General features: G+C 65.7%; 14 protein-coding genes. 2 read left to right on the top strand and 12 right to left on the bottom strand.

The window, feature by feature from the left end; translation table 11 throughout:
• Position 1 precedes the first annotated feature (1 nt).
• The 7 genes from VJ897_RS09280 to VJ897_RS09250 all read right to left on the bottom strand — a co-directional run bounded on the left by VJ897_RS09280 (position 2) and on the right by VJ897_RS09250 (position 6,911).
• Positions 2–1,459, bottom strand: a complete 1,458-nt coding sequence (locus VJ897_RS09280; RefSeq protein ID WP_324055328.1) for a TadA family conjugal transfer-associated ATPase — start codon at positions 1,457–1,459, stop codon at positions 2–4.
• Positions 1,460–1,471: 12 nt separating this feature from the next.
• Positions 1,472–2,761 carry a CpaE/TadZ family protein gene (locus VJ897_RS09275; protein WP_324055327.1) on the bottom strand — a complete coding sequence of 430 codons (1,290 nt, stop codon included), beginning with the start codon at positions 2,759–2,761 and terminating at the stop codon, positions 1,472–1,474.
• Between the two features lie 279 nt (positions 2,762–3,040).
• A complete protein-coding gene (locus VJ897_RS09270) occupies positions 3,041–3,724 on the bottom strand; it encodes an OmpA family protein (protein WP_324055326.1) in 684 nt (227 codons plus the stop codon).
• Positions 3,725–3,736: 12 nt separating this feature from the next.
• The gene (locus VJ897_RS09265) at positions 3,737–5,164 is read right to left on the bottom strand and encodes a type II and III secretion system protein family protein (protein ID WP_324055325.1); all 1,428 of its coding nucleotides are present in this window, start codon (positions 5,162–5,164) and stop codon (positions 3,737–3,739) included.
• 196 nt (positions 5,165–5,360) lie between these two features.
• A complete protein-coding gene (gene cpaB / locus VJ897_RS09260; protein WP_324055324.1) occupies positions 5,361–6,227 on the bottom strand; it encodes a Flp pilus assembly protein CpaB in 867 nt (288 codons plus the stop codon).
• A gap of 148 nt (positions 6,228–6,375) precedes the next feature.
• Positions 6,376–6,561, bottom strand: coding sequence for a hypothetical protein (locus VJ897_RS09255; RefSeq protein WP_324055323.1), 186 nt, complete (start codon positions 6,559–6,561; stop codon positions 6,376–6,378).
• Positions 6,562–6,725: 164 nt separating this feature from the next.
• On the bottom strand, positions 6,726–6,911 hold the full coding sequence (locus VJ897_RS09250; protein WP_324055322.1) for a Flp family type IVb pilin: 186 nt from the start codon (positions 6,909–6,911) through the stop codon (positions 6,726–6,728).
• 366 nt (positions 6,912–7,277) lie between these two features.
• Here VJ897_RS09250 and VJ897_RS09245 point away from each other — a divergent pair, with 366 nt between their 5' ends.
• Together VJ897_RS09245 and VJ897_RS09240 are read left to right on the top strand one after the other, a co-directional pair.
• Complete coding sequence (locus VJ897_RS09245; RefSeq protein ID WP_324055321.1) at positions 7,278–8,123, top strand: lytic transglycosylase domain-containing protein; 846 nt, start codon at positions 7,278–7,280, stop codon at positions 8,121–8,123.
• A 1-nt stretch (position 8,124) separates the two neighbouring features.
• On the top strand, positions 8,125–9,549 hold the full coding sequence (locus VJ897_RS09240; protein WP_324055320.1) for a UbiA family prenyltransferase: 1,425 nt from the start codon (positions 8,125–8,127) through the stop codon (positions 9,547–9,549).
• On the opposite strand, the gene VJ897_RS09235 is transcribed toward VJ897_RS09240, so the two are convergent.
• From VJ897_RS09235 to dprA, 5 genes are all read right to left on the bottom strand, one after another.
• Positions 9,546–10,286, bottom strand: coding sequence for an SDR family NAD(P)-dependent oxidoreductase (locus VJ897_RS09235; protein ID WP_324055319.1), 741 nt, complete (start codon positions 10,284–10,286; stop codon positions 9,546–9,548). The genes VJ897_RS09240 and VJ897_RS09235 overlap by 4 nt on opposite strands.
• Positions 10,283–11,581 (bottom strand): FAD-binding oxidoreductase, encoded by a 1,299-nt coding sequence (locus tag VJ897_RS09230; protein WP_324055393.1) that lies wholly within the window; start codon positions 11,579–11,581, stop codon positions 10,283–10,285. Before VJ897_RS09230 ends, VJ897_RS09235 begins: the two co-directional genes overlap by 4 nt.
• A gap of 5 nt (positions 11,582–11,586) precedes the next feature.
• Positions 11,587–12,591, bottom strand: a complete 1,005-nt coding sequence (locus VJ897_RS09225; RefSeq protein ID WP_324055318.1) for a lysylphosphatidylglycerol synthase transmembrane domain-containing protein — start codon at positions 12,589–12,591, stop codon at positions 11,587–11,589.
• 74 nt (positions 12,592–12,665) lie between these two features.
• Positions 12,666–15,188 carry a type I DNA topoisomerase gene (gene topA, locus VJ897_RS09220; RefSeq protein ID WP_324055317.1) on the bottom strand — a complete coding sequence of 841 codons (2,523 nt, stop codon included), beginning with the start codon at positions 15,186–15,188 and terminating at the stop codon, positions 12,666–12,668.
• A gap of 263 nt (positions 15,189–15,451) precedes the next feature.
• Positions 15,452–16,600, bottom strand: coding sequence for a DNA-processing protein DprA (gene dprA / locus VJ897_RS09215; RefSeq protein ID WP_324055316.1), 1,149 nt, complete (start codon positions 16,598–16,600; stop codon positions 15,452–15,454).
• Positions 16,601–16,605 lie beyond the last annotated feature (5 nt).

Genomic DNA, 16,605 nt, shown 5'->3' with positions numbered 1-16,605 from the left:
GTTATTGCGCCGCTACGGGTTCAAAGATCTGCGGCGGCAGATCGTAGCCCCAGAGCTTGAAACGCTCCGAGAAGTGCGACCGCACGCCGGTGGCGGTGAAGTGGCCGATGATCTTGTTTTCGGGTGTCAGGCCCACGCGCTGGTAGCGGAAGACCTCCTGCATCGAGATAACGTCGCCTTCCATGCCCGTCACCTCGGTGATCGAGACCATGCGGCGTGACCCGTCCTGCAGGCGGCTGACCTGGACGATCAGGTGAACGGCACTGGCGATCTGGCTGCGCACCGCCTTGAGCGGCATCTCGATCCCGGCCATGGCGACCATGTTCTCCAGGCGGCTGATCGCGTCGCGGGCGTTGTTGGCGTGGATCGTGGTCATCGACCCGTCGTGACCGGTGTTCATGGCCTGAAGCATGTCGATGACTTCCTCACCGCGGGTCTCGCCGACGATGATGCGGTCGGGCCGCATCCGCAGTGCGTTCTTGAGGCAGTCGCGCTGGCTGACCCCGCCCTTGCCCTCGACGTTGGGTGGGCGGCTTTCCATCCGGCCGACGTGGGTCTGTTGCAACTGCAGTTCGGCGGTGTCTTCGATCGTCAGGATCCGCTCGGAATTGTCGATGAAAGACGATAGCGCATTCAGCGAGGTCGTCTTGCCCGAGCCCGTGCCGCCCGAAACGATCACGTTGAGCCGGGTCGAGACGGCCGCTTGCAGGTAGGCGGCCATCTCTTCCGAGAAAGCGCCGAAGTTGACCAGGTCCTCGATGCCCAGCTTGTCCTTGGTGAACTTACGGATCGAGACGAGCGAGCCATCCACCGCGATGGGCGGCACCATGGCATTGAAACGCGACCCGTCGGACAGACGTGCGTCGACATAGGGGTTGGATTCATCCACCCGGCGTCCTACCGCCGAGACGATCTTGTCGATGATCCGCAGCAGGTGGCGTTCGTCCTTGAAGGTGATGTCGGTCAGTTCCAGCTTGCCGCCGCGTTCCACGAAAATCTGCTTGGGTCCGTTGACCAGGATGTCATTGACGTTGTCGTCCTGAAGCAGGGTCTCAAGCGGACCCAGGCCCTTGACCTCGAAAAAGAGCTCCTGGGTCAGGGTGGTGCGTTCCTCGCGGTTGAGGACAACGCCCATATCCTCAAGCGCCTCGGTGGCGATCGAGGTGATCTCGGCCTTCAGGTCCTTCTCCGAGGCCTGGTCCAGCGCGGCCAGGTTCAGGTTGTCCAGCAGCGCCTTGTGCAGTTCCAGCTTGATCTCGCCCAGCCGTTCCTTGCGCTTGACCTCCTTGTCCTTTGGCGCGACTTGCGCGGGCTTGGGATTGGCGCGCATCAGCGCCTTGCGCGGCGCCTCGGGTTTGGCGTCCTTCTCGGCCTGGGTCTGCGGTCCGCTGTCGTGGGCCGGTGCCCGGGACGCGGTCGTTTTCGGGGCCGGTGCCGTCTTCTTGTATTTCGAGAACATCGGGCGGGCTCCTTATCCGGTTGCCGCATCATCGGCGACGTTGTGCGCGTGGACCGATGTCGCGAGTTTCAGGATCTCCCGGCGCAGCGGGTTCTTGGGCAGGCCCTCGGCCAACGGTACGCCGTGATCGGCGGTCTGGGCCACGGGGCGGCCGCCGTCGGACATCTGAACCTCTATGGAAATCCCCAGGCTCTCGGACAGCCGCTTGATACGGCTCTTGCCGCTCAGGTCGGTGAACTTGGGCGCGCGGTTCAGCACGAAACGCAGCTTGTCGAAGGGAAGCTGCTCGGCCTGCAGTGCACGCTTGACCCGCAGCGTGTTCTGGGCCGAGCGCATGTCCAGCTCGAGCGTCGCGAAGTAGACATGGGCGGCGTTCAGCACCGTCTCTGTCCATTCCACGAAAGTCTTGGGCATATCTATGATGACATAGTCGAAGTTGATTCGCGCGGTCTCGATGAGCCGCTCGATATCGGCGGGCGTCACCATATCCAGCGGGATGAGGTCGGTGGGCGCGGTCAGGACATGCAGCTTGTTCTCGAAGCCTTGCAGGGCCTGCATGAAGCTTTCGCTGTCCATGGCCTCAGTGTCTTGCAACAGCTCGAACACCGCCTCGCGGCGCGGCAGGTCGAGAAAGGTCGAGGTGCTGCCGAACTGGAAGTCCAGGTCGATCAGGCAGACCTGGGGCGGTTTCTCGCCGGTCTTGTCCTTGTCCTTCTTCCTGGTCTTGGTCCTGTTCGACTCGATCGTGGCCAGTTCCCAGGCCAGGTTGACCGCCAGCGTCGTGGCGCCCGTGCCGCCGGCCATGCCGTGTACCGGGATCACGACGCCGCTGCGGTCGTCGGTGGCCTTGAGGGCTGTCGTGACGTCCTGGACCGGCGCGGGCGGTGGCGGCGGCGGGGCCATCACGCGGTCGATCGCGTTGGCCAGTTCGCCCTCGGGCAGGGGGTATGGGACGAATTCGTCGCCCCCCTCGCGCATCAGCGTGTGAAGCGTGGTCGGAGAAACCTCCTCGCCGATGATGAGAATTATCCGTATGGACTTGTCCTTGGCCGTTCGGACGATGTCGACGATCAGGCCGATATCCGCCTCGTCCTCCTCGTCCATGGCGATGGCCAGGAATTCCAGGTCGCGGGCCTCGGACTGCTCCAGGAAGGCCAGCGTATCCTCGAACCCCAGGTCGCCCCAGCTTTCGCCCATGCAGTTTTCCATGTCTTCGATCAGCAGATCGAAGTTCTGCACGTCACGACTGACCGTGCAGGCCGTGATCGGTTGCGGTTCGGGCTGCAGCATTGCACCACTCATGCCTGGTTCGTCCTTTCCAGCGGCCCCACGGAACTTGGACGGTCGGGGGCCGTATCACGATTTTCCAGCCCGGCGTCGCGGGACGCACTGGGGGCTGGGACAAGGCTGAAATTCACGGAGAAACGTGTCGATAATGGGGCCGAATTTCCGCCATTGTGCGGAATAATGAGACGGTGGGCCGTGCCTGAGCGTCTCTGTTTCCAAGTGCCGGAAAGCGAAACGGGACCTGAAAGGCCCCGTTTCAACGCGCATGAAACGCGCGGCGCTGGTGCGGTGCGCTCAGTCCCCGCCGCCCTGTCCGCCCGGAAGGTTCGTGCTGTGGCCCAGGCCCGGCGGGTTCAACCCGCCGAGGCTGCTCGAAACCCCGGTGGACACGTAATCCCGGAAGATCACCGCGGCATATTCACCGTTCAGCACGGTGGGATGGTTCTTCACGAAACCGGTGACCTCGGTGACGGTGCGCCGGTTGCGGCGCTCGCGTCCCTCGGTGACGATCAGGGGCTGCGTCTCGCCCTGTGTGACCACCGCCTCGAGGCGTCCGCGATCGACACCCTGGCTGACAAGGTAGGCCACCGCGGCCTGGGCACGGCGCAGGCCAAGCTGACGGTTGTAGGCGCGCGAACCGACAAGGTCGGTATGCCCGAAGACCTTGAAACGGACCTCTGGAAACTGGTTGATCCAGGTCGCCTGCTGGCGCAGAACCTGCCGGGCCTGCTGGTCCAGTGCGGTGGAGTTGAACGCGAAGTTGATCGTCGGCTGCACCTCGTTCGAGAAGCGCTGGTTGAGGTTGATGACGTAATTGGCCTGCCCGGTTCCGACCTGGATGTTGTTCATGGTGGCGTTGCCGAAATAGCCCGAGTCGATCTCGGAGCCGGCCTCGCGCGTGCTGAAGACATTCGTCAGGTCGTCGCAGCCCGACAGGGCAATCAGGGCCGTGGCCGCAAGGATGAGGGAACGTTTCACGAGCCTGACTCCTCAGTTGTCCATGACGTAGCCGTAGGACCCGCTGAAGTCCTGGCGCGCGACTTCCCCGGCGCCACCCGTCGTCGGGGCGCCGTCCGTCGCGACCCGGCCGAACAGGAACAGGTCGCGTTCCGACGGCGGGCGCACCCGGTCGGTCGGCAGGGCCAGCGCCTCGCCCCGGGTCGGCGTGACGAGGTGCGGCGTGACGATGATGACCAGTTCGGTTTGCTGGCGCGAATATTCGGCACTGCGGAACAGCGCGCCCAGCACCGGTATGTCGCCAAGCCACGGCACCTGGCCGGCGAGGTCGGTGAAATCGTCCGACAGCAGCCCGGCGATGGCAAAGCTCTCGCCGTCGCGCATCTCGACGGTGGTCGACGTTTCGCGCGTGCTGAAGGCGTCGATGGTAAACCCGTTCTGGCTGAAGCCGTTGGCCGGGTCCAGTGCGCTCACCGAAGCGTTGAGTTCCAGGTTGATGACATCGCCATCGATCACGCGCGGCACGAAGTTCAGCTCGATGCCGAAGGGCTTGTATTCAACGGTGATCTGGTCATCGCTCTGGGCGATCGGGATCGGGTATTCGCCCCCGGCGAGGAACCGCGCCTCCTGACCAGACAGCGCCGTCAGGTTGGGCTCGGCCAGGGTGCGGACCACGCCACGTTCCTCCAGCGCCTCCAGGAGGATACCGACCTCCAGCCCGCCCGCGTTGAATCCGAAGAGCATGGCCCCCTGGTTGTCGTTGGAGCCGGGCAGGGCGCCGCTCAGGGCGCCGGTCCGGCCACCTTCGCTGGCGGTTGTTCCGGTGCCGATCGCCGTGCCGAGGTCACCCCCCAGTGTGTCGCCGCCGATGGCGACCGACGAGCTGAGCTGCTTGGAGACCGAGCGCTGCATTTCGGCGAAACGCACGCGCAGCATGACCTGCTGGGTGCCCCCGACGCTCATCAGGTTGGACACGCGACCGGCGGCATAGCGTTCGGCCAGTTGCAGGGCACGGTCCAGCTTGGCCGAGGAACTCACCGTGCCGGACAGGACGATGCCATCATTGGCGGTGCGGACTTCGATCGGTTCACCGGGCAGGATCTGCTCCAGCCGTTCCTTGAACTCGGCGATGTCCGGGGTGACGTGGATTTCCACGTTTGTGATCAGGCGGCCGTCGCCGGCCAGAAGGGTCAGCGTAGTGCGGCCCGGCTCCTTGCCAAGTACGTAGATGGTGCGTTCCGACAGCGACGAGATGTCCGCGATGCCCGGATTTGCGATGGAAAGCTCGGCGAAGGGCGTGTCGCTTTCGACGACAACCGCACGGTTCATTGGAACGTTCAACGCGCTCGATGGCGAGCCCGTCATCACCTGCAGGGTCTCGGCGGGCGCCATCGCGGGCGCGGCCGTGAGGGCAAGGGTAAGCCCAGCGAGGGCCGCCTTGATCGGTATTCTGAATGTCATGTGACCTGCCTCTCGATCACGCCCACTGCTGGGCATTTTTGCCCGATATTATCGTGACCCTGCACTGAAACGGCTTTTTTTGCAAGAATCAATACCGTGCGCAGGGTGGTTCATGTGGATAACCCGCAACAAGCGGCGAAACGGAACCGCCCGGACGCGGGCCTGTCCGGGCGAAATGACGCGATGCCGGGTGGGATCAGTTCGTGCAGGGGATCTCGACTTCGATCTGCTCGGTGCCGCGGTTCTGGCGGATCGTGCAGACCTCTTTCTGTTCGACCGGCTCGGGCTCCTGGCGTGGGGTAATGCCAAGCAGCGTGGCCTGGTTGACCTCGACCGGGCCATTCGACGCCGCGGGCAGGCTGTCCCCGACCAGGGCGAGCGATAGTTGGCCCGATCCCTGCGCGGTGGCAAGGGCGGCGACCTGGGCGCTGTCGGCTTCCACGGTGACGGTGCGCACCTGGCCCGAGGCTGCGGCACGCCCGCTGTCGGTGCTCTGGTCCACGGCGACGATGGTCAGCCCGCTCTGGATCAGGCGGGTTGTGACGCCCGTGGTGCCGCCGAATTCGCCCAGGTTGGCTTGGCCGGTCCAGTAGACGTCGACGCGATCGCCCGGACGCAGGAAACCCGACACGGCCGAGCGTACGGTCACGTCGATGGCATAGGCCTGCAGGCCCGGCGTCAGCAGTGCGTTGATCCCGGCACTTTCCCCTGGCGCGGTGACCTTGACGGCCATCAGAGGCTCGTTCGGTTCCATCTGGCGCAGGGCGACGCGGGTCTCCTCGGGGCCCTCTGGAAAGAAGTCCTCTTCGGTGCGAAAAACACCCTCGGGCAGGAAGGGTTCGGCGTGCTTGATGGAAACAACATCCTCGGGCGTGATCTCCTCGCCGTATTCCACCACACGGTTCACGGCGAGAACGTCGACCGTGGGCACGTTCTGGGCCATCCTGGCCCGCTGCGCCGCGAGCTGGGCGTTCTGCTGTTCGAAGTATCCCTGCACCATGTAGATGGCCGCCCCCGCAAGGCCGACCCCGATGATCAGGACAAGACCGAATACTGCTCGCATTCTCTTTCCTTTCGCTTGCGGTACCGCTGGGGCACCCACTCATTACGGACTCAACGAATACTCCGGGAATGCGGCCGTTTTGGGTCGCTCGCGTGACCGCTTCGGGTCAGCGTTGTCGCGTGCCCGGCATCGGCCAGCAGCGCATCAATCAGTAGGTCTTGATGGTCTGTTCGTCGAGATGCGCGCCAAGGCCCTCGGCCCCATCGGCCGTGGTCTGGAGTATCGTGACCACGACGGCCACGCCCAGCCCGACGATCGCCGCTGTTAGGACGACCCAATCGACGGTCACGGCCCCGGCATCCGACCGGCGGAATTTGCGTAGGATGTTGAACATGTGTTTCTCCGAAACCCAAGGTTGTATGAAACCGCTATCGTGCGACTGTGTCAGCTTCTGGCCGTGCTTGGGGTAATTCCGCGTCAACCATTGCCGGAAAAAGGAAGGGCCGCCCCGAAGGAGCGGCCCCTGTCTCAGGTCCGACGGATCGGACGTGCCGGCGATCAGTATTCCTTGATGCCCTGGCTGCTCAGCTCGGTCGAGATGTCGTCGGCGAAGGAGGCGGTCTGCTCGCCCACCGTGGTCAGCACGGCGATGCCAAGGCCCACGATGGCTGCGGTCAGGACGACCCAGTCAACGGTCACGGCGCCATCTTCGTCGTTACGGAAGTTCTTGATGTAGTTCAGCATTTGATGTCCCTCCTCAGGGTTTCGCTCGGTTTTACTCTCCGCTTCGGATCGTCCCGCACCGGCCTCTTCATTGGTGCAGTCCCCGTTTCGGATGAGTAGATATAGCCAATCGATTGGGGCGAGATTTGGACGGCTTTCGTGCATTTTTGCAGCCGATTAATTTTTCGTGAATTGATTTATTAAAATATTGATATTGAACATTTATTTTTTCACGTTCGGGTGTTTCCCAGTTATTTGACAGGCTTTTTTACCGGGCTGGAGGCGGCGCGGGCCGCCCCTTCCGCCCCCGTCACACAATTCTGGTCAGCCTGCCCCCGACGCGGTAGAGTGCGCCCTGACAGATCGAGGCAGGTGGAGACCGCGAAAATGCGGCGCAGCATCATTTCGGCATTCATGGCGGTGCTGGCAGCGCTTGCCGTCGCGGGCGCGCCCCGAGCCGAGCAACACCGCTTGCAAGAGGATTTCACCTTCAAGCGTATCGGCGTTCCCCCGGAGGGCGCGACGGGTCGCATAACCGTCCAGATCGCTCCGACCGCCCCTAGCGCGCCGGTGACGACGCCGGGTATGGCCGCGGTCGAGCAGCCCCCGGCGGGCGGGCAGGTCGGACGGCCTGCACCGGACATCGCCTGGTTCTGGGGCGCGGTCTCGCCCGATCTCGGTGCCTCTGACCCGGCCAGCTTCGTGAAGGCCGAAACGGTTCTGGTCAATGCTCCCGACGATCTGGCCATCCCGCAGCCGCGCTTGCGCGACATGGGTGCCCTGGCCGAGCGCTACGGCGCGCAAATCCTCGCCGCCTCGGTTGGGGAACCCGTGTCGCCCGCCCTGGTGCTGGCGGTGATCGCCGTGGAAAGCGCCGGCGACGCGCAGGCCGTCAGCCGCGCGGGCGCGCGGGGATTGATGCAGCTGATGCCCGCCACAGCCGAGCGTTTCGGCGTGCGCGACAGTTTTGATACCCGACAGAACATCACCGGTGGTGTGGCCTACCTCGGCTGGCTCATGGAAGAGTTCGAGCGCGACCTGATCATGGTGCTGGCCGGCTACAATGCCGGCGAAGGCGCGGTGCGCGAAAATGGCGGCGTGCCGCCCTATCCCGAAACCCGCGCCTACGTCCCCAAGGTGCTGGCCGCCTGGCGGGTGGCGCGGGGACTTTGTGTCACTCCGCCCGAACTGCCCAGCGACGGCTGCGTCTTCAACATCAAGCCGGAGGGATGAGATGCCGGGCAAACCCCTTGTCGTGGATGCAGATGGTACCTTGCTGCGGACCGATATGCTGCTGGAATGCGCCTGGAAGGGTGTGGGGACCGATCCCGCCGGTACCCTGCGGGCCCTTGGCCGGCTGCCCGACAAGGCGGCCTTCAAGGCCGAACTGGCCCGGATCGCGCCGCTGCGTATCGACCTGCTGCCGGTGCGTAGCGAGCTCGTCGCGCTGGTCGAAAAGGCCCGCGCGGCGGGGCGCGAGGTGGTCCTGGCCTCGGCCTCGGATGTGTCCCTTGTCGAACCGCTGGCGCGGCGCTTCGGCTTCGACCGTGTCTTTGCCTCGCGGGATGGCGAGAACCTGAAAGGGCCCGCCAAGGCACGCGCCCTCGTCGCGGCCTTTGGCGAGAAGGGCTTCGACTACGCGGGCGACGCGGCCGCGGATATCGAGGTCTGGCGACACGCCGACCATGCCATTGTCGTCGGCGGCGCCGGCGGTGCGGCGGACCGGTTGGAGAGCCCGACCCGAATCGCGGGCGGCTGGACCCCACGGGCCCTTCTCAAGGCGCTGCGGCCGCACCAATGGGTCAAGAACGTGCTGCTGTTCCTGCCGATGATCGCGGCCCATGCCTTTGACGCGGGCACGTTCCTGAGGGTGCTTCTGGGGATCGTGGCCTTTTCGGCGGCGGCCTCGACCATCTATATTGTGAATGACCTGGTGGATATCGAGGCTGATCGCCGCCACGCCACCAAGAAAGCCCGCCCTTTCGCCGCTGGAACGGTCCCAATCCCGGTGGGCATGGTGGCCTGCGCGGGTTTGGCGGGGCTGGCGCTGGGGCTCGGGGCACTGTTGTCGGTGCAAATGCTGGGTGTTGTGGCGCTCTACATGGCGTTGTCGTTGGCCTATTCCTTGCGCCTCAAGCGGCTGCGCTGGATCGATATCGCGACCTTGGCCTCGCTTTACACGCTACGGGTCGTCGCCGGCGCGGTGGCGAGCGATGTGCAGGCCTCGGTCTTCATGCTCATCTTCATTTTCCCGGTCTTCCTGACCCTGGGCTGCGTCAAGCGGATGACGGAACTGGCCCTGGCGCCCGATGACAAGCGGCTGCCGGGGCGGGGCTATGCCAGGGGTGACCGCGGTGACCTGCTGAACATGGCGGTGCTGGGCATGGTAGGGTCGCTGGTGATCTTCTTTCTCTATTCCTGGTCGGACCAGGCGCAGTTGCTCTACCCCGACCAGTGGCTGCTCTGGGTGGCGTTGCTGCCGATCGCGGCCTGGCTCTACCGGATGATCCGTCTGGGCTATTTCGGTCGCCAGGATTATGATCCCATCGTCTTTGCCCTGCGCGACATCCGCGGCATCGGTTACCTTCTGATCACGCTGTCACTGATGTTCTATGCGGCCGGCCTGTGGACCGAGTGGTATTTCCGGCTGATGGGCTAGATCGACATCTTCTTGAAGATGGGTTCAGGGATGGCGCGGATCACCATCATGATCGGCCACCATATGCGCCGGGTGTATAGCACGTTCCTGCCGCGCTTGATGCCGGCCAGGATATCATCGGCCACCGCCTCGGCGGTCGTCATGAAAGGCAGGTCCTCCATGTCCTGTGTCATGGCCGTGTCCACCGGGCCGGGCTTGATCGTCAGGACATGCACGCCGCTCCGGCCAAGGCGGTTGCGCAGCCCCGACAGGTAGGTGGCAAAGCCGCCCTTGGCCCCGCCGTACACGTAGTTGCCGATCCGCCCACGGTCACCGGCGACCGATCCGACCCCGACCACGATGCCCGAGCCACGGTCTTCCAGGTGGGGGGCCAACATCTGCAGGAACCGGGCCGGGCCGGTAAAGCTGTCGGCAATGACACCGTCCAGGAGCCCCGGGTCGGCGTCGATTTCCGCTTGTGGTGGCATGGAGCCGACGAACACCGCGCAGTTGATCTGCCCGGGCTGTTTCAGGGCGAGGTCGATCACCGGCTGGAAGCTGTCCGGGCGTCGGGCGTCGAACGCAACCGGTTCGGCCAGGACCGCGCCCCGGGCCAGGGCGTCGCAGGCGCTAGCCTGCAGGTCGTCCATCCTGCGCCCGGCCAGCACCAGTCCGGCGCCCTCTTCGGCGAGTTTCTGCATCAGGGCCCGCGCCATTGTCGAGCTTGCCCCCAGGATGATCCAGGTCTGTTCCATCATGTCCTCCGCAGGTCCAGCCGGCGGACCATGTCAGTTGCAAGTGCGCCGTCCGGATCGGCCTTGAGGACCTCGGACAGCCAGTGGGGATGTTCGGGATACATCGCCTTGACGCGGGCGCCGCTGGCCAGCCCGTCCTTGGCCAGGTAGATGCGCCCGCCGGCGGCAACGGTCAGGTCCTCCAGCCGGGCAATCAGGTCGCGCGCGGCGGCGCTGTCGGGGAAATCCACCGCCAGCGTGTAGCCCTGCATCGGGAAGGAAAGGTAACCGGCCCGGCCCGGTCCCATGCGTTTCAGCACGGCCAGTGGCGAGGCAAGCCCGCTTTCGGCGATCTCGGCCAGCATGTCGCGCAAGGCATCTGCCTTGTCCAGTGGCACCACGCATTGGAACTGGTGAAAACCGCGCTTGCCGTAAAGGCGGTTCCAGTCATGGATCTTGTCCAGCGGAAAGAAGAAATCCTCTAAGGCACGCACGACCGTCCGGCCCGCCGCAGGCACCCGACGGTAATAGAGGCTGTTGAAGGCCCGCACGATCGGCGCGGCCAAGGCCCAATGTGGCGCGTCCAGCGGCACCCGCCTTGGCGCGGGCCGGGACGGTGGCAGCCCGCGGCCGATCTCGGCTTCTTCCAGAATGCCGCGGCCGAGGGTCCCGTCGCGCGCGGTTGCGTCGATCCAGCCCACGCAATAGGCGGCGTCCGAAGCATCGAGATGGGCGATATGTTCGGCCCAGTCCTCGACCCGGCGCTCGGTCACGACCATGACCTCGCCCGGGCAAGGTTTCAGCTGGATCGTGGCCTGGATGATCACGCCGGTCTGGCCCAGCCCGCCGCAAGTGGCGGCCCAGAGCTGCTTGTCCCGGCCGGGCGTGATCCTGCGCGGCTTGCCGTTCTGCAAAAGGGTCAGGGCTGTGACGTGCTGGCAGAAGCTGCCGCTTTCGTGATGGTTCTTGCCATGCACATCCATTGCAACGGCCCCGCCCAGGGTGGCAAAGCCCGTGCCGGGCAGGATTGGCGGCAGCCAGCCGCGCGGTGGCAGGATGCGGGCGAGTGCGCCCAGGGTCACCCCCGCCTCGGCGGTGAGGACCCCGGTGCTGCGATCGAAGTCGAGGATGCGGTTCTGCGCGGTCATGTCCCAGGCGCTGCCACCATCATTGAGCGGCGCGTCCCCGTAGGACCGCCGGTTGCCGAAGGCCGGGGCGGTGCCCGCGATGGCCGTGGCCGCGAAGGGACGCGCGACCGGGCCGGTTGCGCTATGGATCCGGCCCCAGCCCGAATAGGTTATTCGCCGTGCGCCCTCCATGATGCTCAAGCCTGCGCGCGTGCCGCGCGGCGCTCGGCCAGCGGGAAAACGGCCAGCCCGATCGCGATGGCGAACCACAGGGTCGTCAGCCGGATCACGGCGGTGGCGGGGATCGAGACTTCAAGCGGGACGCCTTCCAGCGAGAGCAGCGCGACCATGGCCGCCTCGGCCCCGCCAACCCCGCCAGGCGCGCCGGTCAGGCCCCCCGCGAGCGTGGCAAAGGTGAAGATGCCCATCGCGGCCCAGAGCCCGATATCGGCCCCCATCCAGACCAGCAGCAGGTGAAAGGCATAGCCCTCGGCGCCCCAGCCGACCAACCCCATCAGGATCGACAGCGACAGCGTCGGCGCGTTGGAAAAGACCGCCAGTGATCGTGCCGCACCGCGGACCCGGCCCATGATGCGGGGCAGCAGGCCGGTCAGCCGATAGGCCAGCGTCACGCCGCCGGCCAGAAGGCGCGGGCGCGTGGCGATCCAGGCCGCCACCAGCGCCAGCAGTGCGACCGGCACGGCCATGCGCGCCCCGCCTGCCGAAAGCGCGACAGAAAGCGCAAGGATCAGCGCCATGCATGCGAGGTCCGAAGCGCGGTCCACCAGCACCAGCGGGGCGGTGCGTTCGACCGCCCAGCCGGTTTCGCGTTTCAGCCAGCGCATGCGGATCAATTCGCCCACCCGGCCCGGTGTCACCGACATGGCAAAGCCGCCCACGAAGTGCCGCATGTCCTGCGCAAGCCCCGTCGGGAGACCAAGCCGCCGCGCAAACAGATGCCACCGGGCGCCGCGAAACAGGTAGTTGACGAGGCTCAGCCCCAGCAGGAGCGCGACCTGGCCCCCGGTCAGTCGCATCAGCTGTGCGCGTGTCTCGGCCCAGCCGGTGGCCGCGGCGATACCTGCCAGCCCCGCGATGACAAGCGCGAAAAGCCCGCCCAGCACTGCGATGTCGCGCCAACGGCGCGTGGCGTGGCGGGGCTGCGGCGAGGTCGCTGGATCGGGGGTGAGGGTCATGCTCATTGCCCGCCCATCTAGATACGGAATAGGGCAATATTATGAAACCGTTTCGAAAAGGGAAACGATGTCTTGTGCCGTCAAGCCTTCTTGCGGCCACCGGCCTTTTTGCCGGCCCCCTTTTTCGCCGTCTTCTCGGCGATCAGCTCGACCGCCTTTTCCATGGTCACGTCGGCCGGTTCCGTCTCCTTGGGAATCGTCGCGTTGACTTTGCCCCATTTGACATAGGGTCCGTAGCGGCCTTCCATGACGTTGACCGGTCCGCCCTCGGAAGGGTGTTCGCCCAGTTCCTTCAGGGGTTTGGCCGCCGTGCGACCACCCCGCCCCGGGTTGGCGCGCTTCTCGGCCAGCATCTCGACCGCGCGGTTCATGCCCACCTGGAACACGTCGTCGGGGTCCTTTAGGTTGACGTAGACGGGCTTTGCCTCGTCCGGGCGCTGGTGCATCACGTAGGGGCCGAAGCGGCCGAAGTTCGACTTGATCGTGCCGCCCTCGGGATGCTCGCCCACCTCGCGTGGCAGGCTGAGAAGGGTCAACGCCTTTTCGAGGTCCATGGCCTCCTTGTCCCAGCCCTTTGGCAGCGAGGCGCGGGGCGGCTTCTTGTTCTCGGGGGTCGGTTCACCGCGTTGGACGTAAGGCCCGAACCGGCCCGATTTCAGCCAGATCTCGTCGCCCTGGTCCTCGCCCAGGACACGTTCATCGCCGTCTGCGCCCTCGCCTGCGATCGGCCGGGTATAGGTGCAGTCGGGGTAGTTGCCGCAGCCCACGAAGCCCCCGGTGCGCGAGGTTTTAAGGTGCAGGCGCCCCTCGCCGCACTTGGGGCAGACGCGCGGGTCGGAGCCATCCTCGCGCGGCGGGTACAACTGCGGCGCCAGCACGTCGTCAAGCACGTCCAGCACCTCGGTGATGCGCAGTTCCGAGGTTTCCTCGATGGCCTTGTGAAAATCGCGCCAGAAGCCCGAGAGCACCTCTTTCCAGTCGCGCTGTCCGGCCGAGACATCGTCAAGCATCTCTTCAAGATTCGCGGTGAACTCGTAGCCGACATACTTGCGAAAGAAGTTCAGCAGGAAAATCGTGACGATCCGGCCCTTGTCCTCGGGGATCAGGCGGTTCTTCTCCTTGCGCACATATTCGCGGTCCTGGATCGTCGAGATCACGCTGGCATAGGTCGAGGGTCGCCCGATGCCCAGCTCTTCCATCCGCTTGACCAGCGTTGCCTCGGTGTAACGCGGCGGGGGCTGGGTGAAATGCTGCTCAGGGTTGACCAAGCTTTTCCTGGCCGCATCCCCCTCGGACATCTGGGGCAGGCGTTTGTCGTCGTCATCGACCACGTCATCGCGGCCTTCCTCGTAGACGGCGAGGAACCCGTCGAACAGGATGACCTGCCCGTTGGCACGCAGCACCACCTGGCCGTCGGCGCTGCCGATATCGACGCTTGTGCGCTCAAGCCGCGCCGCTTCCATCTGGCTGGCCAGCGTCCGCTTCCAGATCAGGTCATAGAGCTTTTTCTGATCGGCCTCGCTGATCCGCGCCTCGGCCGGGGACTTGGACATCTCGGTGGGGCGGATACACTCGTGGGCTTCCTGCGCGTTCTTGGCCTTGTTCTTGTAGACGCGGGCCGAGGCCGGCACGTAGTCCTTGCCATAGCGCGTTTCGATCGCGCCGCGCGCGTCGGCCACGGCCTCGGGGGCCATGTCGATGCCATCGGTGCGCATGTAGGTGATCAACCCGGCCTCGTAAAGGCGCTGTGCCGTGTTCATGCATTGCCGTGCGCCCATGCCGAACTTGCGGCTGGCTTCCTGCTGCAGGGTCGAGGTCATGAAGGGCGGAGAGGGGTTGCGGCTGCTGGGCTTGGCTTCGACCTTCTGAACCGCCAGATCACGGGACCTGACCGCTTGCACGGCCATCTCGGCCTGGGTCTCGTTTTCGATGTCGAACTTTTCCAGCCGCTTGCCGGCCAGCGTGGTCAGCCGCGCCTCGAAGGCCTGACCGCGCGGGGTTTCCAACTGGGCCTTGACCGACCAGTACTCGCGGGGATCGAAGGCCTCGATCTCCATCTCGCGTTCGACGATCAGGCGCAGGCAGACCGATTGCACCCGTCCCGCGCTGCGTGCGCCAGGCAGCTTGCGCCACAGGACGGGCGAGAGGTTGAAACCAACAAGATAGTCCAGCGCGCGACGCGCCAAGTAGGCCTCGACCAGGTCGCCATCGACCTGGCGGGGGTGCCGCATGGCCTCGGTGATGGCCTCTTTCGTGATCGCGTTGAAGGTCACGCGACTGACGGCGGTGTCCTTCTTGATCGAGCGGCGCTTGGTCAGCGCCTCCTGAAGGTGCCAGGAAATTGCCTCGCCCTCGCGGTCGGGGTCTGTCGCGAGGATCAGTTCGTTGTCGTCCTTCAGGGCGTCTGCGATGGCCTTGACGTGCTTCTTGCTGTCGTTGGCAACCTCCCAGACCATATCGAATCCGTTGTCCGGATCGACCGATCCGTTCTTGGGGGGCAGGTCGCGGACATGGCCGTAGGAGGCCAGCACGGTGTAGTCGGAGCCCAGATACTTGTTGATTGTCTTGGCCTTGGCCGGGGACTCGACGACGACAACGGGCATGAACACTCCTTGAAAAATCTGGGCCGCGGGCCGGGCATAAAGGGCGCGAGCCGGCGCGTTTGTCAATGCGTTCACTTGGGATGACACGGCGCCGGGGTCAAGTCGAAGCGCGGCTCGGGGCTGCGGGCCGTGGGCCGACGATGCCCCTCGCGGCGTCCGGTGCCGGCGCGTGATGGCGTTTCGGCAATGAGCTTGATCCCGTTCTGCCTTCGGTCGATCGCGGCCAGCGATCGGACGCCGTGACCGGCAAACCCCGGAAGCCGTCAGACCGCGCGTGACAACAGGCCGCCGGGCTGGCGCAGGATGCGCCCCTCGAGTTCCAGGTCCACCAGTGCTGGGGCAACCTGGCCCGGAGCGACATGCAGGTCGCGGATCAACTGATCCTCGGCGATGGGACTCGGCCCCAGCCGCGACAGGATGTCCCGGTGCAGCGCGGCGGTGTCCCTAAGGCTGCGGCGTTCGGGCGGGGGCGTGGGAAGGTCCGGTGTTGGTTGCGTCTCTGGCTGCGCGGCGGGGGCGGGATCGCCCAGTGCCTCGGTCACGTCGTCGGCGCCGCGCACCAGTTGCGCCCCGTCGCGGATAAGCATGTTGCAGCCCGCCGCCCGGGCGTCGAAGGGATGACCCGGCACCGCCATGACCTCGCGCCCCTGGTCGAGCGCGTTGCGCGCGGTGATCAGGCTGCCGGACTTGGCGGCCGCTTCGACCACCACGACGGCGCGGACAAGGCCCGAGATGATCCGGTTGCGCGCGGGGAAATGGCGAGCCTGCGGTTGCAGGCCCATGGGTTGTTCCGACAGGCGCAGGCCGGTTTCGGCGATGCGCCCGGCCAGCGAGGCATTCTCGGCGGGATAGATGACGTCTACGCCCCCGGCCTGAACCGCGATGGTGCCGGTCGCGAGCGCCGCGTCATGGGCCACGGCATCCACCCCTCGTGCCAGGCCCGAGACCACGCAGAAGCCGGCTTCGCCAAGGTCGGTGGCAAGCTTGCGGGTCATGCGCGTGCCCAGCGACGATGCATTGCGTGCGCCCACCATGGCGATCATCGGACGCTGCGCCAGCCGGATGTCGCCCAGCATCCACAGTGCGACCGGCGCGTCGGATATGGTGGCCAAGTCGGCCGGGTAGTCGGGATCGCCCTCGAAGACCAGCCGTGCCCTGGCCGCGGCGCCGGCCTTGAACTCGGCCGCGACGACGCCCTCGGGGCAGGCCCGGTAATCATCGACTCCGGCCGCGCGGGCGACTTGGGGCAGGGCGTCCAGCGCGGCCCCGGCAGTCCCGTGTTCCGCGATCAGGCGGCGCCAGGTCGATGGACCCACCCGGCGGGAGCGCAACAGGCGAAGGGCCTTGAACCGGTCATCTTCCGTGGTGGGTGGGAGTGGGGGGTGAGTGGAAGAGTGCGTATCCCCGGTCATCCTGT

The organism is Salibaculum sp. (assembly GCF_035270045.1).
Lineage (GTDB): Bacteria > Pseudomonadota > Alphaproteobacteria > Rhodobacterales > Rhodobacteraceae > Salibaculum.
This window is presented reverse-complemented; position numbering and strand designations above follow the sequence as displayed.